The following is a 20143-nucleotide window of genomic DNA, read 5'->3' on the forward strand; positions in this document are numbered from 1 at the left end:
GACGGTCTCGAAGCCCCGGTGCGGGTGCCAGGGATTGCCCTGGGTGAAACCAGTTGGGGGGCTAAAAAATCAGCTAGAGTCCTCCTATGATCAGGCCAGGGGTGGTGACCGGCATGGACATCCATGCAGGGGTCTATGGACGTCAGTCCGTGGGGCGGGCCAACAAATCCGAGGTCAGCACGGTCACGCAGCGCGCGGCGGGTGTGGCCGAGGCGAAGCGGCGCGGTGCCGTCAGTATCACCGAGTACGAGGACCTCGGCATATCCGCGTTCACGGGCGACGGACGCCCGGACTTCGACCGGCTGATCAAGGACTGCCACGAGGGCCGGATCAACCTCATCGTCGTCTACTACATCAGCCGCCTGTCCCGGATGGATCCGCTCGACGCCATCCCCATCGTCACGGAGCTGCTCAACCTTGGCGTGACGATCGTCAGCCTCACCGAGGGCGAGTTCCGCAAGGGCAACCTGATGGATCTGATCCATCTGATTCTGCGGCTCGATGCAGCCCACAGCGAGAGCAAGAACAAAAGCGACGCGGTGCGGGGCGCGAAGAAGACGGCTCGCGAACTCGGTGGCTATGTGGGCGGCAAGCCGCCGTACGGCTTCCGCATGGTGCCGGTGATCCGCATGACGCCCGAGGGCAGGCCCGTCGTAGTCCATATCTTGGAGCACGATCCCGACGAGGTGCCGGTGATTCAGGACATGTGGGCGCGGATCAAGGAGCACAAGGACATGCCCTACAGGCCCGGAGGGGGACGCCGACACCCGGGCTCCCTCACGGGCATCTGTGCGCAGATGATCGCCGACGGCGTGCCGACGAAGGGGCAGCGGGTCGGCAAAAAGACGAAGGACAGCGTCTGGGATCCGAAGACAGCCATGCGCATCCTCCGGGACCCACGCATCGCGGGCTATGCGGCGACCTCGGTGTACAAGCGCCGGGAGGACGGCAAGCTGACCAGCACCATCGAGAGCTACCGCATCGAGCGCGACCCCGAGACTATGATGCCAGTTCAGGCGTACCCGCCGATCATCCCGCCGGACGACTGGCACGAACTGCAGAAATGGCTCGACGGGCGGGGCCAGGGCAAGGGCCTGTCGCGCGGACACGCCGTCCTCTCCGCCATGGACGTCCTGTTCTGCGACTGCGAGGCGGTGATGACGTCGCACCGTGCCACCACTCCCAACAAGGCCGCGTACCGCTGCCGCCGTCGGAAAGCGCTGCCAGGCCAGCACGAGGGCGAGTGCACGATCAGCATGCAGACCCTGGACCTGTACGTCGCCCGGCGGATCTTCGCCCTCATCCAGACGGCCGAGGACGACCCCGAGACGGCGGTCATTCTCGCCGAGGCTGCTCGGCGGTACGCGGCGCAAACGGAACAGCCGGAGATCGTGGGCGAACGCCGAAGCCTCGTCACCGAACGGGCCGATGCCAAGCACGCGTTGGAAGAGCTGTACGACAGGGAGGAGGCCGGCGACTACGACGACCCCGTCGGACGGCGCCGGTTCCGGGAGCGCAGGGAACGGCTCCTCGACCGTATGGAGCGGGCGGAGGCCCGTCTCATCGAGTTGGAAGAGGCTGCGACGTCGACGCTCCCGATCCACCTGTGGCTGCCCCTGGACGCGGGGGACGTCGATCCGGTAAGCGAGGGTTCGTGGTGGGAGGCGGCTACGACCCAGGAGCGTCGGGACTTCGTCAAGTTGTTCGTGCGCAGGGTCACAGTCACCAAGGCGACCGGTGCGGGAAGGTCGACTCCCGTCGAGAAGCGGGCGGCGGTCGAGTTCGTACGATCGGAACAGACCTCAAGCGCCCTCCACCATTATCTAGGGGGAGGCTCAGAGGTCTCCCTTGGCGGCTGGCAATAGCGGCACGACTATTTGCCAGGGCGACCGTTCATAACAGGCATACGCCAGCCACGGTCGTTCGCGCGTCATGAAGGCACCAAGGCCGTTGCCTCTCTGTCCAATGCCATCGCGCGTCCCGCTCACCGAATGCAACCCGCGCGACTTACTGCCTCGTTCGCTTCCGGCGCAATGTACTCACATGATCGGCCAGATAATGCCACGATCCGGAAGTCTCACGAGAGGTCGGGCGAGCCCCTGAGGCATCACCTGCTGTACGGTGTCAGCCCCTCATTTCCGGCGACGACCAAGGAGTCGACGAGCATCTGCCACTCGTCCAATTCACCGAGCTCCTCGGCCGTCCTACGAATTTCCTTGAGCCAGCTGTTCGAGAGCCACGACTGCTTGACCGTGACACGTCCATCTTGAATGCAGAGCTCGGAAACCCAATGCACGCCACGGGTAGCTGACTTCAGGCATTCATACGTGAATGGCGTCTCCAGAACCGCCTCCACTGGAACGTCAGTCCATCGAAGTCCGTGTGCTGCCGCATACACCTCAAATTGCGAGCGCAGTTCGATGAACTTCCGAACAGGTCGAGCATCTGGTGCTTTCAACAGTCCCTTGCGCGCAAGAGTGGCGGCCGATAGCGCCCACCGGGGCGCACCAGCTGCCTGTAACAACTCGGTCGGGCTCTGGCCACGGACGAGAAGGATGGCGGTTGCGTACCTCCGGACTTCGTCGTGCGCAAATTCCGGGTGGTCGCGATACGGGCTCGCTGGCGCGAGGAGATGATTCCGGCGGTCGCATCCTGGGGAGCAGCGGCGGGTCCAGATGTCGTCTCACCCTCGGATCGAGCAGCAGCATCCGGTGCAACAGACTCGTTCATGTGTTCCTCGGTGGCATCGTGCTGTCAGCGGCCGTACGGCTCACCGTAGCGTTGCGCCGAGAACCGTGCAGTGAGATCGCATCAGCCCCTGCCCAGCTCGCACACAGTCCGCAAGACACCCAATCAGGACCATCGCGCCCCATCGCAAGCCAGCAGCAAAAGGCCAGACCAGCGACCTGCGGCACTCATCGCCGCAGGCTACCGACCCGCCCCGTTACTAGGAAACCAAGAAGGCGGTCCAACACTGAGCCCTTGTACACGGCGGTCCTGGCTGGGCTCAGCAGTGGGCCGTTGAGCCATCGGCTGTTCCAGCCCCCGGAGGACTCTAGATTCCGCCTTCAGACATCCCGTGCACCGCCGGGATCGTGCCCAGACGGCCCTTTCGGAAGTCCTCGAACGCCTGCTGGAGCTCGTCCTTGGTATTCATGACGAATGGGCCGTAGTGTGCCATCGGCTCACGGATCGGCTGTCCGCCGAGCAGCACGACCTCCATGTCCGGCGTGTTCGCGTCCTGCTTCTCGTCCGCGCGGACCGTCAGCGAGGAGCCCGCGCCGAAGACCGCGGTCTGGCCCGGGTGGATCGGGCGGCGCTCTGCGCCGACCGCGCCCTTGCCTGCGAGGACGTACGCGAGGCCGTTGAAGTCCTCGCGCCACGGAAGAGTGAGTTCCGCACCCGGCGCGAGGGTCGCGTGGACCATGGTGATCGGGGTGTGGGTGATGCCGGGTCCCGTGTGCCCGTCCAGCTCGCCGGCGATGACGCGCAGCAGCGCGCCGCCGTCGGGGGTGGTGAGGAACTGGACGTGTCCGCCGCGGATGTCCTGGTAGCGCGGCGCCATCATCTTGTCCTTGGCCGGCAGGTTCACCCACAGCTGGAGGCCGTGGAAGAGACCGCCGGACATGACCAGCGACTCCGGCGGCGCCTCGATGTGGAGCAGACCAAAGCCGGCCGTCATCCACTGGGTGTCGCCGTTGGTGATGGTGCCGCCACCGCCCTGGCTGTCCTGGTGGTCGAAGATCCCGTCGATGATGTACGTGACGGTCTCGAAGCCGCGGTGCGGGTGCCACGGGGTCCCTTTCGGCTCCCCAGGCTGATACTCCACCTCACCCATCTGATCCATCATGATGAACGGGTCCAGACGGCGGTAGTGGATCCCCGCGAACGCCCGGCGAACAGGGAAACCCTCACCTTCGAACCCGCTCGGCGCGGTTGTCACACCGAGCACGGGACGAGCCACGGCGTCGGCCGACGCGGCCACGCGCGGGAGGGACAAGGGGTTGTCGACGGTTACAGCAGGCATGGGTCCGACTCCTTTAGGTAGAAGTTTCCGCAGGTCAGCGAGCATCCGTCGAGATACTCCCCCAACTGGTAGAGTCCTTGGAATCGCCCGGCGCGTAGTCCACCTCGCCCATCTGGTCCATCATGATGAACGGGTCGAGATACTGGGGCTTGATCGTCGCCAGGGCCTTGCGGACGGGGAAGCCCTCGCCCTCGAAGCCGCTGGGCGCGGTCGTCACGGTCAGCACCTCGCGCTCGCGCCCCGCGTCGAGCGGCTGGGGCAGGCGGGGCAGGGTCAGCGGGTTCTCTACGGTCACGGCGGGCATCTGAGGCTCCTTCTGTGGAATTCGTTGACGTCAACTCAGTTGATTCTTCAACTATTCCATCGCCGAGAGGCCGCGGCGCCAGGGACGCCGCGGGCCCCGACTCCAGGCCGGGCCACGCGCTCTCGACTCCGGCCCAAAGACACGTGCTCCCGGAGCGGCCCGGAGTCACGGCCGAGCTGTCAGGACGTGGCCCGGAGTCACGGCTGAGCTGTCAGGACGCGTCCCGGAGCCACGCACTCCCGGAACAGCCCGGAGCCGGTGGGACGCGTCCCGGAGCCCGTCCGGCTATCCCGTCTTTACCAGTGCGAACGCGCCCCGGCTCAGCGAGATGAGCTCGGGAGCCGCCGTGTTCTCGTCGATCGCGGCCTTGGGGTCGGCGGTCAGGGTGGTGACGACGTAGACCCTCCCCTTGGCGGAGCGGGCGAGGTAACTCATGTTCAGCAGTCCGACCTCGGAGCCTCCCTTGAACCAGACGGTCGGCCACCTCGCCGGGTTGAGCTTGAGGCTGCCGTCGTTGGCCGCCAGGGTCTCGTTCAGCTGCTTGGAGTTCAGTTTCACCAGGCCTGCGTAGGCGCGGCAGACGTCACGCGGGGAGCCGAACCACTCCAGCGTGTCGTTCTCGCGAGGCGTGGTCCACACCTTGATGTCCGACAGCGACTGCCCGGCGACCGTCTTCTGGAGATAGTCGAGCTTCCTCGCGGGGCTGAGCGCGAGGTAGGCCTTGGCCTGCGCGGGATAGTTCACACCCTTGAGCAGGAACAACTCGCGCGTGGTGAGGAAGGGGATGTTCTCCTTGGCGTGGCCGGACCACGCGCGCACCTTGGCCTCGACGGCCTTGCGCCCGACCGTGTGGATGAGGATGTCGGCGGCGGTGTTGTCACTGATCGAGATCATCAGCTTCGCCGCCTCGTGGACCGTGGTGGTGCTGTTGTCGGGCCGGTCGACCAGGCCGCCCTGGCCGATGCTCTTCCATTCGGGCTTGATCGTGAGTTTGGTGTCCCAGCTCAGCCCGCCGTCGCGGATCTTCTCGGCCACCGCGCCCAGCACGTAGAGCTTGAAGATCGAGGCCAGCGGCCGGGGCTTGTCCACGGCCTTGCCGTGGACGACCTCGCAGCGGCCCCGGGTGTCGATCTCGGCGGTGACGGAGCCGGTCTCGGGCGCGGCCTTCTTCAGCCGGGCGTCGAACCGGGTCCAGCTCGACGGAGCCGGAGGGACGGGCGCCGGCCCGGGGTCCAGGCGGAGCGCGTTGATCCTGCCCTCGCCGTCCACCGCGATGGTGAGGACGTAGGTGTGCCCGCCGACCGACGCCAGGCCGACCAGTGTCGTGGGCTGGACGGTGGTCAGCTTCTCCAGCGTCAGACCCTTCAGGCCCTTGACGAACGCGTTGAAGTCGTCGGCCGGGATGGCTTTGAGGAACTCCGCGTTGAGGTGCTCCTCCAGCTCGGCGACCGGGACGGGGGCCCTCGGCACCGCGTCGAGGAACCAGCTCAGCTGTCGGCCGACCGGACTGTCGGGGATTTGCGGGGCCGCGGTGACCACGGCGGCCGTCGTCGCCGGGGCACCGCTCACGAGTGCGGCCGTGGGGACGGCCGCCATGGCGAGGCCGAGGGCCAGGACGCGGGTCTGCCGGAACGGAAGTCGCATGGGAGCTCCTCTGTCGGATCGGGCGTCACCGCCGTCTCCTGCGGTGGCCGTGATCTCCAAACTAGGCAGGGCCGCACCGCCGTACCATCCGGCCACCCTCCGTTCCGCACGGTGCGGCCGACTGCACTAGGTTTGCGGACAACCCCATAGACGGTGACTCCCTGGCAGGTCAGGCTGCGTTTCATGTCCCCCGCGCTCTTCCCCCGTGTGCCGGCCGCGTCGGCGGCCGTGGTGGCCATGGCCGGTATCACCGCGGGAGCGTTGCTGGAGAGCGGCCTGCCCGCGCCGTTCGGCCAGTGGCTGTTCATCGTGGTGTGCCTGGCGCTGCCCGCGATCGGCTGGCTCGTCGCGGTCCGGCGTCCCGACAACGTCTACGGCTGGCTGCTCCTGGCCGCCGCCGACTGCCTGGGGCTCGGCATCCTCGGCGTCGGTCTCCTGATCAGGGACGCCACCGGCCACGGCCCTTTCGCGATCCTCGCCGCCCTGCTTGCCTCGTTGTTCCCCGTTTTCTACGGCCTGACCTGGATTTTCATCCCCCTCCTCTTCCCCGACGGGCGGCTGCCCTCTCGCCGCTGGCGGGCCGGTGTCTGGGTCGCCGGGGCGGCCATGGCCGCGCAGTGGGCGGGGGTACTGCTCAGCCCTGACGAGGTCTACGCCGCCGTACCGGGCGGCAACCCGCTCGGGCTCAGCGGGCCGGCCGGGCTGGTCGCCGCGTCCGTGGGCGGTCTGGGACAGATCGTGGCCTTCCTGGTGGCGCTGTCGGTGCTGGTCTCCCTGGTCCTGCGCCTGCGGCGTGGCGCCGCGACCGAGCGCCGCAGGCTCCGCTGGATGATCGCCGGAGTCGTGGGAACCCTCGGCGGGGCCGTGCTGGTGGCGGCCTACGGGCTGACCGGTCTCGCTCTGGGCGCCTGGCTCGGCCTGCTGGGCGCCATGGCCTCGCCGGCCGTCGCGATCATCGCGACCGTGTTCCGGCACAATCTCCTCGACATCGGGGTGGGGATCAGGGGCTCCCGGATCTTCCTGGTCTTCGACCTCCGGCCGACGGTGGACGAGCTGCTGACGGAGCTGGGGCCGGCACTGGAGGAGGCCGAGCCGGCGGAACAGCTGGGCAGGCTGGCGGGAGCCGTACGGGCCGGGTTGGAGGCCCGTTGGGCGGCCGTCGCGCTCGCGGACGGCACCCGGGTGGTGTCGGGCGACGAGGACGGTGCGGCCGTGCTGACCGTGCCGGCCGGGCTGGGGCACATCGCGTGCGGTCCCAGGACGGCGGGGCGTTTCACCGCCGAGGACCGCCGTCTGCTCCGGGCGCTGGCGGTGCCGGTGGGGCTGGCGATCCAGAGCGCCGGGCTGGCGGCCCGGCTGGTCAACGCGGAGGAGGCCGAGCGGCGGCGGATCGAGCGCAACATCCACGACGGGGCGCAGCAGCAGCTCGTGGCGCTGATCGCCGGGCTGGAGCTGGCCCGGGCGACCGGTGGCGGTCCCGACGCCCTGGCACTCCTGCGCGAGCAGGCCCGGCAGACCCTCACCGATCTGCGGGAGCTCGCGGCGGGCATCCACCCGTCCGTGCTCAGCCAGGCTGGGCTGGTGGAGGCGGTCGAGGAGCGCTGCTCGCGCCTGCCGGTGGCCACGACGGTGACCGCCGATACGGGGTTGCGGGCACGGCGCTTTCCCGACGAGATCGAGGGCGCGCTGTACTTCACGGTGAGCGAGGCGATCGCCAACGCGCTCAAGCACGCCGCGGCCTCCCGGATCGAGGTACGGCTGACGCAGGCCGGTGGGCGGTTGCAGGTGGTGGTCTCCGACGACGGGAAGGGGTTCGACCCGGCGGCGGCCGGCCGCGGGGGGCTGGGCCCGCTGGCCGATCGGATGTCCGCCCTCGGCGGGGGACTGGACCTGGCCGGCGGGCCGGGGGAGGGCACCCGGCTCCGGGCCTGGGTGCCGATGCCCGGCTGAGGGAGCCGTCCGGCGAGCCCCGCCCGGTGTCCCGTTCTCCTGCACGGTGCGGCTCACCCCGGCGTCTTGGCCCCCTGCATGGTGCCGACCGCGGCCTTGGCCATCAGCTGTTTCAACGTGGGCAACAGGTCCGTTCCGCTCTTCCCGTCCATCGCGTTGTACGCCACGGTGTAGGAGTTCGAGCCTATGTAGAAGGAGGCGAAGTTGCCCGCGTCGTTGTCGAGCGCCTTCCCCAGCGGGCCGACCCTGGTGAGGTCCCAGACGCCGAAGAAGACCAGGCAGGCGGCGAAGTCCTTCATGGTCATCGCGGCGTTGTCCTGGAACGATCCGGGACCGTCGCCGAACGCCGCCTTGGTGCCGATCGAGATGGTGGTGTCGGCGAGGGCGAAGAAGGCGCTTCCGGCGGCGTAGTTCGCCAGCTTCTCCCGAACGATCTTCGCGACGTATCTCTGGAAGAGCATCATCAGATACTCGATCTGGTACTGCCTGCGCAGTTTGTCCGCCGCCCATTTGATGGCGGCGGTGCCGGGGCCGCCCACCAGCGGCCAGGCTCCGGCGAACGTCAGCTGTGCGATCTCGGTCGCCGCGATGACCGTGAGCGCGTGCTGGGTGGCCTCCACCCCCTCGGCGTACTCCTCGCATCCCTCGGCGGTGCGCTCGCAGTGGGCGGTGACCGCCTCGGCGTAGTCGGGGAAGGAGAAACGGGCCGTCGGACCCTGGGCACCGGAGGGCAGGGGACTGAAGAGGCCGCCCGACCAGAAGGCGCGGAACGCATCGCTGCCCTCGCCGGGGTTGTCCCGCCACACGCGCATGGCCTGCGATTCCATGTCTTCCTGGGATGTCGCCACCAGTGTGCCGATCGACCTCCAGACGGCGGCGGCCTGGCGTGCCCCGTCCGGATCGCCCTCCGGCCACCGCTGGTAGATGTCGTTGAGGACGATCGCCATCATGCCCGCCGCTCCCAGCGGGAACAGCGCCGAGCGGTTGAGCCTCACTGGAGGATCCTGGGCATCTCGGCCATGCTCGCCCAGTCGGCGTCCTCCACGTTTCTCCCCATGGTGTGAAGGCGGGCCGCGACACCGGTGTAGAAGGACGAGACGGCGCTCGCCTCGGTCATGACCGCTTCGGCCGCCGCCGCGTAGCCGGGCACGTCGGCATCGCCGTGGTAGAACTTCATGCCCGCCTCGTCGCCGCCCCAGAAGTCACCCACCGCGATCAGTTCGTTCACCCTCTTGATGAGCGCGCCGGTGAGGTCGGTGCTCTCGGTGTCGAACGCCTTCGTGATGGACGACTTCATGTCGTCCGGAGACATCGCCAGCTCGGCGGGTGGCCTCTGCCACCCGGCGGATCTCCCTCCGGACACGCCTGGGAAACCATAGGACGGAGCCTCGGACATGTGCACCCCCGCACGGTGAACCGTGGACATGGCACGTCGGCGGTACCCGGCGTGTCAGGAATATCATTCATTGCAAGTAGGAAATATCTAGAATATATCGACGGGGCCACCCGGTGGCGGAGAGCGGGGGATCTTTCGCGCGCGGGATTCCGGCGGTACGGCCTATGGGGCCGGGGTGCGGCTCCTCAGCCGAACACCCCCGGAGGCGGCACGGGGACGAGGACGGGGGTGCCGTCGTTGAGCGGGAGGGCGCCGGCGACGAACCTGGTCAGGTCCTCGCCGTACACGCACCGGGCCTGGGCGAGGCCACCGGCGGCCCGGCGGGTCAGGCCCGGGAGGGGAAGGCCGGTGCGGGAGGCGGCGACGATCAGGTTGCCGAAGCGGCGGCCCCGCATGACGCCGGGGTCGGCGAGCAGTGCCATGTGGGGGAAGGTGGCGCCGACCGTGGCGAGCACCCGGCGGGCGAAGGCCAGCCCCTTGCCGTCGGCGACGTTGACCAGCAGTGTCCCGGCCGGGCGCAGGACGCGGGCGACCTCGCCCATGTACTCGGTGGTGGCCAGGTCCAGCGGCATCGTGGCGCCACTGAAGGCGTCCAGCACCACCAGATCGGCCGAGGCGTCCTGGAGCGCGGCGGTGGCCGTACGGCCGTCGAGGATCTTGACCTTGAGCCGGGCGACCGACTTCAGCCGGAGCTGGTCCCTGACGAGCTGGACGAGCCCCCCGTCCGGCTCGGCGACGATCTGCCGCGACCCGGGGCGGGTCGCCGCCACGTAGCGGGGGAGGGTGCAGCCGCAGCCCCCGATGTGCACGGCGTCCAGCGGGCCCTCGTCGAGAAGGTCGATCACGAGGGCCATCAGCTGGACGTACTCGAAGTCGAGATAGGTGGGGTCGTCCAGGTCGACGTAGGACTGGGGCACCCCGTCCTTGGAGATCACCCAGCCGGAGGGCCGGTCGAGATCGCCCAGCAGGTCGACCTCCCCGAAGGTCACCGGATAGCGGCCTGGCATCGGCCTCGGTGGTTCCCGCCTGACCATCACCGTTGATTCCTCTTCCCTTGGATGGGTAACGCTGGGGGATGTCCCAGGGAGAAACCGTATGCGTAGTCGAGCGGTCCTCGTACTCGCCTCTGTCGTGCTCGCCGTCATCGCCGGCGGCTGTAGGGCAGATCACTACCTACGCTGGCGTAAGTTACGCTAGCGTAGGTTCATGACCACGACCTCCCCGGAGAGTTTCACACTCCCAGAGTCGATCAAGCCCCGCCTCCGTGGCTGGCTGCACGCCGGGACCCTGCCCGTCGCGCTCGTCGCCGGGTTCGTCCTGGTCGCCCTGGGGCCCACCCTGCAGGCGCGGCTCGCCGCCGTGATCTACGCGATCAGCTCGGGCCTGCTCTTCGGCATCTCGGCCACCTACCATCGGGGCACGCTCTCCCCGCGTGCCGGGGAGGTGCTGCGACGCCTGGACCACGCCAACATCTACCTGATCATCGCGGGCACCTACACCCCCTTCGCGATGCTCGCCCTGTCCGGACCGGCCAGGGCGGTGGTCCTCGGCGTGATCTGGGGCGGCGCGGTCGCCGGGGTGCTGTTCCGGGTGCTGTGGATCGGTGCCCCCCGCTGGCTGTCCACCGCGCTCTACATCGGCCTCGGCTGGACGGCCGTCTTCGTGCTGCCCCAGCTGCTGGAGGGCGCCGGGGTGGCGGCGGTGGCCCTGATCTTCGTGGGCGGGCTGCTCTACACGGCCGGCGGGGTCGTGTACGGCCTGCGCCGCCCCGACCCCTCGCCCCGCTGGTTCGGCTTCCACGAGGTCTTCCACGCCCTCACCGTGGCCGCCTACGTGGCCCAGTACGTCGCGGTGTCCCTGGTGGTCTACGCGGCGGCGTAGCGTCCCGGACGGGTCAGCTCGCCGCGAGCCCGAGGCGGCGCGTCGCGAGCTCCGCATAGAGCGCGGCGCCGTCCGGCAGCACGGCGTCGTCGAACCGCGCCTCGGCGGAGTGGTTGTAGGCGGCCTTGGCGGGATCCGTGTCCGCCGGGCACGCGCCGAGCGCCACGAAGGCCGACGGCACCTGGTCGCAGACGAACGAGAAGTCCTCCGAACCGGTGAACGGCTGGGGAGCCGTGACGAACCGCTCCTCGCCGTACGCCTCGCGGACGACTCCGCCGACGAAGTCGGCCTCGGCGCCGTCGTTGACGGTGACCGGGTAGTTCACCGTGTAGTCGGCGTCCACGTCCAGCCCGTGGGCCGCCGCGATACCCCTGACCAGGGCTACCGCCCGCTCCTGGACGAGAGCGTGGGAGGTCGCCGAGAACGACCGGATCGTCGCCTCGAACCGGGCCTCGTCCGGGATCACGTTGTCGACGGTGCCCGCGTGGAAGCTGCCGACGGTGACGACCACCGGGTCGAACACGTCGAACCCCCGCGTGACCATGGCCTGCAGCGCGGTGACCATCTCGCATGCGGCGGGGATCGGGTCCTTGGCGAGGTGCGGGGTCGAGCCGTGGCCGCCCGCGCCGCGCACGGTCACCACGAGCCGGTCGGCGGCGGCCATCATCGGGCCGCCCCTGGTGACGAACATTCCCTGGGGGAGCACCGAGCTGATCACGTGCAGGGCGTAGGCCGCGACCGGGCGCTCGCCCGCCGCGTCCAGCACGCCCTCGTCGATCATGATCTTCGCGCCGCCCGGCCCCTCCTCGCCCGGCTGGAACATGAAGATCACGTTCCCGGCGAGCCGGTCACGTCCGGCCGCCAGCAGATGCGCGGCTCCGGCCAGCATGGTGGTGTGCAGGTCGTGGCCGCACGCGTGCATCCGGCCGTCCACCTGTGAGACGACCTCCCCGCCGCGCTCGGCGACCGGCAGGGCGTCCATGTCGCCTCGGAGCAGCACGGTCGGGCCCGGCCGTGCCCCCCGCAGCACGGCGGTGACCGAGCTCAGCCGCTCGCCGAGCCGTACCTCAAGGGGGAGGTCCGACAGCGCGGTCAGCACCTTCTCCTGGGTCCGTGGCAGGTCGAGACCGAGTTCGGGCTGACGATGCAGTGCGTGGCGGAGACGGACCAGCTCGTCCCGCATGTCGGCAGCGGATTCGCGGAGGGACACGAAAGCTCCTTATGGAGGGATATGCAACCTAAGGCCGACAATAACCCTGATTTGACCGAATTGCGGTCTCGTGTTGGCGATCTTCTGGAAAGGAATCGACCACATCGGAAAGGCGCGTGACGGAGGGGAGGGCGCATGGAAGAGGTGCCTCGCACGGGGGAGATCGCGAGGGAGAGGCTGTCCCGTACCTGGTGGGTGCATCTGGTCCGCGGGGGGTGCGCCATCCTGTTCGGTCTGCTGGCCGTCTTCTGGCCGGCCATCACGGTCCTTGCCCTGGTCATCGTCTTCGGCGCCTACGCCATTCTCAACGGCGTGTTCGCGATCTTCGGCTCGGGGCGCTCGGCTTCGCGGACATGGATGATCGTCTACGGTGTCCTCAGCGTCCTGGCCGGCATTCTGGCCTTCGTCTGGCCGGGCATGACCGCGCTCGCCCTGCTCTTCGTCATCGCGAGCTGGGCCGTCGTCACCGGCATCGTCGAGATCGTGGCGGCGATCAGGCTCCGCAAGGAGATGACGGGAGAGTGGATGTTCATCGTCAGCGGCGTGCTGTCGGTGCTGTTCGGCATCCTGCTGTTCGTCTGGCCCGCCTCGGGCGCGCTGGCCGTCGTCTGGCTCATCGCCACCATGGCCATCGTGTACGGCGTCGCCCTGGTGGTGCTGGCCTTCCGGGTCAAGGCGCTGGGCTCCCGCAGGCCCGGAGGGTCGGGCACCGTTCCGCACATCGGGTAAATGCCGAAGAATCTTCACAAGAATAAGACTGCATGCGTAATGTCTCCATATAGATGCCTCATCGGCGGGGAATCATCTGTCCGACTCACTGTGGAGGGGACATGGACGTGCACGGCCGCCTTACCCGTCACCTACTCGTCGACGGCTACCGGCTGGTGCTGGACCTCGAACGGAGCCGGGGTTCCCGGCTCGTCGACTCCCGCACCGGCCGGAGCTACCTGGACTTCTACACCTTCTTCGCGTCGGCGCCGCTCGGCGTGAACCCGTTCGACGACGAGCCTGACTTCCTGGCCGTGCTCGGCCGGGTCGCCGCGAACAAGCCTGCCAACTCCGACCTCTACACCGCCCACCTCGCCGACTTCGTCGAGACGTTCAGCCGGGTCCTCGGCGACCCCGAGCTGCCGCACCTGTTCTTCGTGGAGGGCGGCGCGCTGGCCGTCGAGAACGCGCTGAAGTGCGCCTTCGACTGGAAGAGCCGGCACAACGAGGCGCACGGCCGTTCCCCGGAGCTCGGCACCAAGGTGCTCCACCTCACTCGTGCCTTCCACGGCCGCAGCGGCTACACCCTCTCACTGACCAACACCGACCCGGTCAAGACCGACCGTTTCCCGACGTTCGGCTGGCCGCGGATCGAGGTGCCGGCCATCCACTTCGGCGACGTCGAGGCGGCCGAGGAGCGGGCGCTGGCCCAGGCGAGAGCGGCCTTCGAGCGCCATCCGCACGACATCGCCTGCTTCATCGCCGAGCCCATCCAGGGGGAGGGGGGCGACAACCACATGCGTGCCGAGTTCCTGCAGGCCATGGAGGCGCTCTGTCACGAGCACGACGCGCTGTTCGTCATGGACGAGGTGCAGACCGGCGCCGGGACCACGGGCACCCCCTGGGCCTACCAGCAGCTCGGCCTCCGCCCGGATGTCGTGGCCTTCGCGAAGAAGGTGCAGGTCGGCGGGATCATGGCGGGCCGGAGGGTGGACCTGATCGCCGACAACGTGTTCCAGATCAGCGGCCGGATCAACTCCACCTGGGGCGGCGGGCTGGTCGACATGGTCCGTTCCCGGCGGATCATGGAGATCGTGGAGCGCGACGGCCTGATCCCGCGTGCCCGGAAGCTCGGTCACGAGCTGCTCACCGCGCTGCTGGAGATCCAGGCCCGGTTCCCGGAAACGGTGCAGAACGCCCGGGGGCGTGGCTTCATGTGCGCGTTCGACCTGGCGGATCCGGTCGAACGCGACCGCGTGGTGGCCCGGCTCATGCACGACGAGGGCGTGCTCGTGCTGCCCTGCGGCGAGCGGTCGGTACGGCTGCGCCCCGCGCTCTCGGTCACCTCCGAGGAGTTGCAGGAGGGCGCGGACGCCATCGGCCGTGCCCTGGAGGCCTCCCGGGATCTGCGGATCTCCGCCTGACGCCGTGTTTTCTCCAGAGCGGGCGGCCGGATCCAGGGCCCACCGCTCGGGTTGACGCCACCAGGGGAAAAGCAACTGAGAGTTACGTTAAAAATTCGATACGCGACTATCGCGACTCGCAGATATCGTTCGGTAGCCGTATGACTACGAATCATCGTTCTTCTGGCCTTCGGGGTGCATCAGAGGAAGGGTGCCGAGATGCGGCGCGAGTGGGAACTGGAAGACCTCCTCGACTGCTGGACGCTGGATGGGCAGGAGCTGCCGCGCGCGTGGCCGAGGGTCGGTTTCGTGTCAGGAGATTGGGGGGTGTGGTGTCTGCTGGGTGTGGTGGTCCAACAGGCGGGTGAGCAGCTGCACGAACTGGTCGCGTTCGGCAGGGGCCAGCGGGGCGAGCAACTCGTCGTGGAGGTCGTCCAGGACCTTGTCGAGGCGGCGCAGGTGCCGGCGGCCCTGGGCGGTGATCGTGATGACGTTGCGGCGGCGGTCGTCGGGATCCGGCATCCGCTCGACGAGGCCGCGCGCGGCCAGTTCGTTGAGGACGCCGACCATGTCGCTGCGGTAGATGCCGGTGCGTCGGCTCAGCGTCGCCTGGCTGCCCGGGCCGTGCTCCTGCAATGAGGCGAGCACGGCGTAGTGCCACTTGCGGGCGTCGACCCGGGTCAGCCCCTCGTTCATCAGCCGGTCCGACTGTGCGGTCATGCCTGACAGCAGGCGACTGGCCCGTCGGCGCAGTCTGTCCGGCGTCTTCGTCTCGCCGTCGTGCGGCATGTCCGCGGCTTCGGCTCTGCTGCTCATGACGCTGATCCTACCCTGTTGCGTTAGTCCGACTAACGATATAGATTCGTTCATGACATAAACGTTAGAGAGATAAACGTTAAAACAGCGAATGAAAGAGGGCGCCATGTCCACGGATACTCTGATCGCCGACCGCATCGAGATCGCCGACCTGTTCGCCCGCTTCGCGCGGCTGCTCGACGAGAAGCGATGGGAGGATGCAGGCACCGTCTTCACCGAAGATGTGGCGGTGCACTCGCCGCGCGGGGGCGAACTCCGCGGCATCGACAAGGTCGTCGGCTTTATGCGACAGAGTGAGGTCGAGGGGCAGCAAGCCCAGCACATCACCACTGACCTGCTGGTGGACGTCGACGGCGATCAGGCGGCTGCTTCGGCGTATTCGCTCGTGTACTACTACCGCGACGGCCAAGCACCCCACTTCACAGGCGGCCTGCGAATGGCGGGCACCGTGGTGCGGACGTCGGCGGGCTGGCGATTCCGTGAGCAGCGGATCACGCCCGCCTGGATCCGCGAGAACTGACCTCCGGGAGGCCGGGGACACGCCGGGGAGCAGGCGACCTTGTCGTCATGCGGCTCCACCTGGCCCCTGCCCCCGGCCACCGGCAGGAAGAAACTTCGACAGTTCAATAGCGACCTCACAACCAGGTCGAATGCTCCCCAGTGGGTGCCCCTCACGTTGACCCGTGGTCCACGGCGGGACCATCGACCGTGCTGAGCTCATCCACCGGGTCGGCGGTGCCACGAAGTTCGGCGAAACATCGGTGGCCGAGCGCATCACCGAGGTGACCGCCACGGGTCTCCTACGCGACGGCCGCGTCCTGAGCATTGCCCTGGGCAGGGCCAACGCCGTGCCAGCCGGCGCCTGAAACCCCTCATCTCACACAAGGAATCCACCTCATGCCCACGATCGACGTTCTCGACTCGACGATTCACTACGAAGACCACGGCAGCGGAGCCACCGTCGTCTTCCTGCACGGCAATCCCTCCTCCTCACACATGTGGCGCAAGGTGCTGCCCCTGGTCGGAGCGGGACGGGTGATCGCCCCCGACCTGATCGGCATGGGCCGCTCGGGCAAGCCCGTCAGCGACTACCGGTTCGCCGACCACGCCCGCTACCTCGAGGCGTTCTTCGACGCGCTCGGTCTGGACGAGGTCGTGCTCGTCGGCCACGACTGGGGCGGCTCGTTCGCCTTCGACTGGGCGGCCCGGTACCCCGATCGGGTGCGCAGTCTCGTCTTCTTCGAGACGATCGTGCGTCCGATCGCCTCGAACGAACTCTCCGAGCAGGCACGCGCCCATACCGCGAAGCTGCGCACCACCGAGGGCGAGCCCCTGGTGCTCGATTCACACTTCCTCATCGACACCGCCTACACCGGGGGTGTGCTGAACCCGCTCAGCGACGAGGAACTCGACCTCTACCGAGCGCCGTACCCCAGCCGAGAAAGCCGTCGTCCGCTGCTGAACTGGACCCGCTCGCTGCCGATCGACGGTGACCCCGCCGACGTGACCGCCCGGATCGACGCCTACGGCGCCTGGCTGGCCGACAGCCAGGACGTCCCCAAACTCCTGCTTACCTTCGACTCCTCACCGACCTTGCTCATCACCCCGGAACTCGCCGCCTGGTGCAAGGACAACATCGCCGGCCTCCGGATCGAACACTGCGGCCCAGCCGGTCACCACGCCTCCGAAGACCAGCCAGAAACGATCGCCGCAGCGATCTCCACCTGGTTGGACCAGCAGAACCTCCGATAGGCCGCCCCGCCACCCAAGCACCGGGCAGGACACGCGCCATACCCCTACCCGCGTGCCGAACACCTGTTCAAGCCGGGCGGCTCACCGAGTTGTGAGGAGTTCCAGGACCACCAGGACGTCTGCCTGCCCGGCAACCTCATTCCGACTGCCCCGATCGAGAGACGGCCCCTCCCAGACCGAACACCCAATGGCTTCCCGTTGAGCAACGCAGGCATACCCGGAACAAGGCCGAGATGGCCACTGGGGGCGGGTCGTCCAGTTCACCGAGTTGGAGTCACCGTGCAAGCCCGTGCTCGCCTTCACCGGCGAGGACTCGCCGATGGCCACTCTGCTGCTGTCGGTCATGGGCGCGTTCGCCGAGTTCGAACGCGCCCATGATCCTGGAGCGCCAGAAGGAGGGCAGCGCCGCGGCCAAGCAGCGCGGCGTCTACACCGGCCGTAAACCCGCCCTCACCCCGACCAGGCCCGCCGGTTGCGGGAGCGCGCCGCCGCCGGTGAGCGCAAATCCGCGCTGGCCAAGGAGTTCGGCATCAGCCGCGAAACGCCTACAGCTACCTGCGAGCCACAAGCCCCGCGAATGGCACAGGCTGAGTCCGATCACAATCCGTAGCCACGCTTATCCGCAGCTACTTTGCCCCTGATGGCGCCGACCCGAGTGGAGGGCCTCCAAGGGGCAGTGGGGCCGTCCTGGCGGCCGAGGGGACGGCCACCGGCACCCAGGTCAGGCCGTTTCTCCTGGCCGGAGGGGAGACGCTCGAAGCCACCGGCCGGCTTCAGAGCCGCGAAGGGTCCTCACGGTCGGCCCGGCGCTGCCAGAGTCCGATCGCGTCGACCCGGGAGTCCACGCCGAGTTTGGCGTAGATCCGGTTCACGTGGTTCTTCACGGTCTTCTCGCTGAGGAACAGGTGCTGGGCGATCTGCCCGTTGGAGCGGCCAGTGGCGATCAGCTCCATGACCTCGGCCTCCCGCCTGCTCAGGACCGTCTCGACCCTGGGCTCCGCGTCGAAGGGGGCGTTGTCGACTCTCATCCGGCCTCCGTGGCTGCAACACAGTCAGGTCGCCGAAACCCCCGGACTTACGGCGTAGCGATAGCAGCGAGCATAACTCGCAATATCCACTTTTGGTGGATAAGTCGGAAGTGATGAGAAAACAGAAGGGCCGGTCCCGTAGGACCGGCCCCTCTTCTGGGGTGAGCGAGGGGACTTGAACCCCCGGCATCTAGGATCACAACCTAGCGCTCTGCCAACTGAGCTACGCCCACCATGTCCGCCGCAGCAGCACATGGAAAAGTATAGCGGTTTCCGGGAGTCGGTTCGTACTCGGTTTTCGGCGTGGTCTCAGGACGCCGGGGTGGAGACGCCCTCGGCCAGTTCACGGGCGGTGGCCGAGTCGGGCCCCGGCTGGGCCACGAAGACCGCCGCGCGGTAGTAGCGCAGCTCGCGGATGCTCTCGACGATGTCGGCCAGCGCCCGGTGGCCGCCCTGCTTCTCGGGCGAGGCGAAGTAGACCCGTGGATACCACCGGCGGGCGAGTTCCTTCACCGAGGACACGTCGATCATCCGGTAGTGCAGGAACGTGTCCACGGCCGGCATGTCACGCGAGATGAACGACCGGTCGGTGGAGATGGAGTTGCCGCACAGCGGTGCCTTCTTCGGCTCCCGGATGTGGCTTCTGATGTAGTCGAGCACGAGGGTCTCGGCCTCGGCCAGCGTGACGCCGCCGCCCAGCACGTCGAGCAGCCCGGAGGCGGTGTGCATCTCCCTGACCACCTCCGACATCTGCTCCAGCGCCTCGGGCGGTGGCTTGATGACCACGTCCACACCCTTGTCGAGCTGGTTCAGCTCGCCGTCGGTGACCACGCAGGCCACCTCGACGAGCGCGTCGCGGCCGAGGTCGAGCCCGGTCATCTCACAGTCGATCCAGACCAGCAGGTCACTCATAGCCTTCAGGGTAGTCCTCCCTTCAGGAGAGCTTGAGCGAGTCGACGACTCGATTGGCCACCGAGACGTCCAGATTGTCGGGCACGGACACGTAAACCAGTGCCGGACGTGCGCCCTCTCCCCGGTCCACGATCACGAAGGCGCCCCGTTCCTTCTTCCACTTCCAGTTTTTGGCCGCGGACTCCTTGGAGAAGTCCAGATCGAACATGAGCACCCAGGCGTCCTTGCCGCTCACCTTGACGGCCTTGTTCCTCACGACCTTCCGCCCGTGCCCGGGGCTGTAGAAGTTCTCCTCGGTCGCGAGCAGCAGCGAGGCGGCGGTCTTCTGCATGGTGGCGACCCCGTTGTAGCCGAACCTGTCGGGGAGCTCTCCGGCGAAGATGTTGCCGACCCAGTCGTTGCCCTGGCCGTCGTAGTCCTCCTGGGAGACCGCCACGGCCGCGCTGGACCAGGTGAAGTCGAGCACACCGCCGCCGATCCCGGGCGGAACCTTCCAGGGGGGACCGGGGAACGCGAAGGACAGGCCGGTCACCGGGTCCTTCAGGCGCCCGCCCTGCGGCTGGGGCAGGTCGGTGGTGCGGCTGTCCGGCTCGTCGGACGGCGGGTCCGACGGCTCGGGGGTCGGTTCGAAGGTCGGATCCTGCGTGGTCACCGTCGGGACGGGGCTGGGGTCGCTCGCGACCGGCCTGCCGTCGGGATCGATCAGGAACATCGCGGCGATCACGATCCCGACGATCACGACCACCGCCGCGCCGCCGCCCAGGATCCACGGCCATGGGCTGTTCTTGCCGGGCGGGGGGCCGGTGGGGAGGCCGTACCCCTCGGCGGGCATCTGCATCGTCGCCCCGCTGGGCGGGCCGGCGGCCCAGTGCGGGCCCGTTCCCGGGGGAACGGGCCGGCTCCACGGCCCGGTGGCACCGGGGGCTCCTGCGGGCGGGGGCGCGGGCTGAGGTGACGGCCCGGTCTGCTGAGCCTGAGGTAGGGCCTGCTCGGCAGTCACGTCCGCCGGGTGGGTGGCATCGGTCCACTGGTTGCCGTCCCACCATCGCAACTGGGGTGAACCGTAGGGGTCGGGATACCACCCGGAGGGGGTCTGCGTGGTCATGGCCGCC

19 protein-coding genes, 1 tRNA gene and 2 pseudogenes are annotated in these 20143 nt (G+C 68.4%); 9 read left to right on the forward strand and 13 right to left on the reverse strand.

Annotated features, from left to right (window positions below):
• Positions 1-86: 86 nt before the first annotated feature.
• On the forward strand, positions 87-1865 hold the full coding sequence (locus OHA77_RS30005; protein WP_406312744.1) for a recombinase family protein: 1779 nt from the start codon (positions 87-89) through the stop codon (positions 1863-1865).
• A 242-nt stretch (positions 1866-2107) separates the two neighbouring features.
• Here OHA77_RS30005 and OHA77_RS30010 read toward each other — a convergent pair whose 3' ends face one another.
• The 4 genes from OHA77_RS30010 to OHA77_RS30025 form a co-directional block, all read right to left on the reverse strand.
• The gene (locus OHA77_RS30010) at positions 2108-2356 is read right to left on the reverse strand and encodes a hypothetical protein (RefSeq protein ID WP_406312745.1); all 249 of its coding nucleotides are present in this window, start codon (positions 2354-2356) and stop codon (positions 2108-2110) included.
• A 699-nt stretch (positions 2357-3055) separates the two neighbouring features.
• Positions 3056-4027 carry a pirin family protein gene (locus OHA77_RS30015; RefSeq protein WP_406312746.1) on the reverse strand — a complete coding sequence of 324 codons (972 nt, stop codon included), beginning with the start codon at positions 4025-4027 and terminating at the stop codon, positions 3056-3058.
• Between the two features lie 34 nt (positions 4028-4061).
• Positions 4062-4322: a hypothetical protein gene (locus OHA77_RS30020; protein WP_406312747.1), complete on the reverse strand. Its 261-nt coding sequence runs from the start codon at positions 4320-4322 to the stop codon at positions 4062-4064.
• 294 nt (positions 4323-4616) lie between these two features.
• Positions 4617-5975: a serine hydrolase gene (locus tag OHA77_RS30025; protein WP_406312748.1), complete on the reverse strand. Its 1359-nt coding sequence runs from the start codon at positions 5973-5975 to the stop codon at positions 4617-4619.
• A 183-nt stretch (positions 5976-6158) separates the two neighbouring features.
• On the opposite strand from OHA77_RS30025, the gene OHA77_RS30030 reads away from it, so the two are divergent.
• Entirely contained in the window at positions 6159-7925 is a 1767-nt protein-coding gene (locus tag OHA77_RS30030; protein WP_406312749.1) for a sensor histidine kinase, read from the forward strand.
• A gap of 53 nt (positions 7926-7978) precedes the next feature.
• Here the strand turns inward: OHA77_RS30030 and OHA77_RS30035 are convergent, their stop codons facing one another.
• The 3 genes from OHA77_RS30035 to OHA77_RS30045 form a co-directional block, all read right to left on the reverse strand.
• The gene (locus OHA77_RS30035) at positions 7979-8920 is read right to left on the reverse strand and encodes a hypothetical protein (protein WP_406312751.1); all 942 of its coding nucleotides are present in this window, start codon (positions 8918-8920) and stop codon (positions 7979-7981) included.
• Positions 8917-9222 (reverse strand): hypothetical protein, encoded by a 306-nt coding sequence (locus OHA77_RS30040; RefSeq protein WP_406312752.1) that lies wholly within the window; start codon positions 9220-9222, stop codon positions 8917-8919. Before OHA77_RS30040 ends, OHA77_RS30035 begins: the two co-directional genes overlap by 4 nt.
• A gap of 284 nt (positions 9223-9506) precedes the next feature.
• Positions 9507-10328, reverse strand: coding sequence for a fused MFS/spermidine synthase (locus OHA77_RS30045; protein ID WP_326824824.1), 822 nt, complete (start codon positions 10326-10328; stop codon positions 9507-9509).
• A gap of 199 nt (positions 10329-10527) precedes the next feature.
• Between OHA77_RS30045 and OHA77_RS30050 the strand changes: the two genes are divergently transcribed.
• Positions 10528-11202: a hemolysin III family protein gene (locus tag OHA77_RS30050; protein WP_406312753.1), complete on the forward strand. Its 675-nt coding sequence runs from the start codon at positions 10528-10530 to the stop codon at positions 11200-11202.
• A 13-nt stretch (positions 11203-11215) separates the two neighbouring features.
• Here the strand turns inward: OHA77_RS30050 and OHA77_RS30055 are convergent, their stop codons facing one another.
• On the reverse strand, positions 11216-12412 hold the full coding sequence (locus tag OHA77_RS30055) for a M20 family metallopeptidase (RefSeq protein WP_406312754.1): 1197 nt from the start codon (positions 12410-12412) through the stop codon (positions 11216-11218).
• 135 nt (positions 12413-12547) lie between these two features.
• Between OHA77_RS30055 and OHA77_RS30060 the strand changes: the two genes are divergently transcribed.
• Both OHA77_RS30060 and lat read left to right on the forward strand, forming a co-directional pair.
• Positions 12548-13141, forward strand: coding sequence for an HdeD family acid-resistance protein (locus OHA77_RS30060; RefSeq protein WP_406312755.1), 594 nt, complete (start codon positions 12548-12550; stop codon positions 13139-13141).
• A 101-nt stretch (positions 13142-13242) separates the two neighbouring features.
• A complete protein-coding gene (gene lat, locus OHA77_RS30065; protein ID WP_326824820.1) occupies positions 13243-14544 on the forward strand; it encodes an L-lysine 6-transaminase in 1302 nt (433 codons plus the stop codon).
• A 291-nt stretch (positions 14545-14835) separates the two neighbouring features.
• Here the strand turns inward: lat and OHA77_RS30070 are convergent, their stop codons facing one another.
• The gene (locus OHA77_RS30070; RefSeq protein WP_406312757.1) at positions 14836-15339 is read right to left on the reverse strand and encodes a MarR family winged helix-turn-helix transcriptional regulator; all 504 of its coding nucleotides are present in this window, start codon (positions 15337-15339) and stop codon (positions 14836-14838) included.
• Between the two features lie 91 nt (positions 15340-15430).
• Between OHA77_RS30070 and OHA77_RS30075 the strand changes: the two genes are divergently transcribed.
• The 4 genes and pseudogenes from OHA77_RS30075 to OHA77_RS30090 all read left to right on the forward strand — a co-directional run.
• Positions 15431-15859 (forward strand): nuclear transport factor 2 family protein, encoded by a 429-nt coding sequence (locus OHA77_RS30075; RefSeq protein ID WP_406312758.1) that lies wholly within the window; start codon positions 15431-15433, stop codon positions 15857-15859.
• A gap of 163 nt (positions 15860-16022) precedes the next feature.
• Positions 16023-16205 carry a hypothetical protein gene (locus OHA77_RS30080; protein WP_406312759.1) on the forward strand — a complete coding sequence of 61 codons (183 nt, stop codon included), beginning with the start codon at positions 16023-16025 and terminating at the stop codon, positions 16203-16205.
• A 31-nt stretch (positions 16206-16236) separates the two neighbouring features.
• A complete protein-coding gene (locus tag OHA77_RS30085) occupies positions 16237-17091 on the forward strand; it encodes a haloalkane dehalogenase (protein WP_406312760.1) in 855 nt (284 codons plus the stop codon).
• 283 nt (positions 17092-17374) lie between these two features.
• Positions 17375-17682 (forward strand): annotated as a pseudogene (locus OHA77_RS30090) (recombinase family protein); the annotation flags it as partial.
• A 182-nt stretch (positions 17683-17864) separates the two neighbouring features.
• Here the strand turns inward: OHA77_RS30090 and OHA77_RS30095 are convergent.
• From OHA77_RS30095 to OHA77_RS30110, 4 genes and pseudogenes are all read right to left on the reverse strand, one after another.
• Positions 17865-18068 (reverse strand): annotated as a pseudogene (locus OHA77_RS30095) (LuxR C-terminal-related transcriptional regulator); the annotation flags it as partial.
• 208 nt (positions 18069-18276) lie between these two features.
• A tRNA-His gene (locus tag OHA77_RS30100) sits at positions 18277-18352 on the reverse strand.
• Between the two features lie 76 nt (positions 18353-18428).
• On the reverse strand, positions 18429-19031 hold the full coding sequence (gene orn, locus OHA77_RS30105) for an oligoribonuclease (protein ID WP_326824818.1): 603 nt from the start codon (positions 19029-19031) through the stop codon (positions 18429-18431).
• A 22-nt stretch (positions 19032-19053) separates the two neighbouring features.
• Complete coding sequence (locus OHA77_RS30110) at positions 19054-20136, reverse strand: DUF2510 domain-containing protein (protein ID WP_406312761.1); 1083 nt, start codon at positions 20134-20136, stop codon at positions 19054-19056.
• Positions 20137-20143: the final 7 nt, after the last annotated feature.

Origin of the sequence: Streptosporangium sp. NBC_01639 (genome assembly GCF_045209755.1) — a bacterium.
Lineage (GTDB): Bacteria > Actinomycetota > Actinomycetes > Streptosporangiales > Streptosporangiaceae > Streptosporangium.

What these genes read in the sequence shown, in the direction of transcription:
- OHA77_RS30075 (WP_406312758.1), top strand. Translation starts at nt 15,431, where the DNA reads ATGAAAGAGGGCGCCATGTCCACGGATACTCTGATCGCCGACCGCATC.
- OHA77_RS30045 (WP_326824824.1), bottom strand. Translation starts at nt 10,328, where the DNA reads ATGCCAGGCCGCTATCCGGTGACCTTCGGGGAGGTCGACCTGCTGGGC.
- OHA77_RS30005 (WP_406312744.1), top strand. Translation starts at nt 87, where the DNA reads ATGATCAGGCCAGGGGTGGTGACCGGCATGGACATCCATGCAGGGGTC.
- OHA77_RS30050 (WP_406312753.1), top strand. Translation starts at nt 10,528, where the DNA reads ATGACCACGACCTCCCCGGAGAGTTTCACACTCCCAGAGTCGATCAAG.
- OHA77_RS30070 (WP_406312757.1), bottom strand. Translation starts at nt 15,339, where the DNA reads ATGAGCAGCAGAGCCGAAGCCGCGGACATGCCGCACGACGGCGAGACG.
- OHA77_RS30040 (WP_406312752.1), bottom strand. Translation starts at nt 9,222, where the DNA reads ATGAAGTCGTCCATCACGAAGGCGTTCGACACCGAGAGCACCGACCTC.
- orn (WP_326824818.1), bottom strand. Translation starts at nt 19,031, where the DNA reads ATGAGTGACCTGCTGGTCTGGATCGACTGTGAGATGACCGGGCTCGAC.
- OHA77_RS30030 (WP_406312749.1), top strand. Translation starts at nt 6,159, where the DNA reads ATGTCCCCCGCGCTCTTCCCCCGTGTGCCGGCCGCGTCGGCGGCCGTG.
- lat (WP_326824820.1), top strand. Translation starts at nt 13,243, where the DNA reads ATGGACGTGCACGGCCGCCTTACCCGTCACCTACTCGTCGACGGCTAC.
- OHA77_RS30110 (WP_406312761.1), bottom strand. Translation starts at nt 20,136, where the DNA reads ATGACCACGCAGACCCCCTCCGGGTGGTATCCCGACCCCTACGGTTCA.
- OHA77_RS30015 (WP_406312746.1), bottom strand. Translation starts at nt 4,027, where the DNA reads ATGCCTGCTGTAACCGTCGACAACCCCTTGTCCCTCCCGCGCGTGGCC.
- OHA77_RS30085 (WP_406312760.1), top strand. Translation starts at nt 16,237, where the DNA reads ATGCCCACGATCGACGTTCTCGACTCGACGATTCACTACGAAGACCAC.
- OHA77_RS30060 (WP_406312755.1), top strand. Translation starts at nt 12,548, where the DNA reads ATGGAAGAGGTGCCTCGCACGGGGGAGATCGCGAGGGAGAGGCTGTCC.
- OHA77_RS30025 (WP_406312748.1), bottom strand. Translation starts at nt 5,975, where the DNA reads ATGCGACTTCCGTTCCGGCAGACCCGCGTCCTGGCCCTCGGCCTCGCC.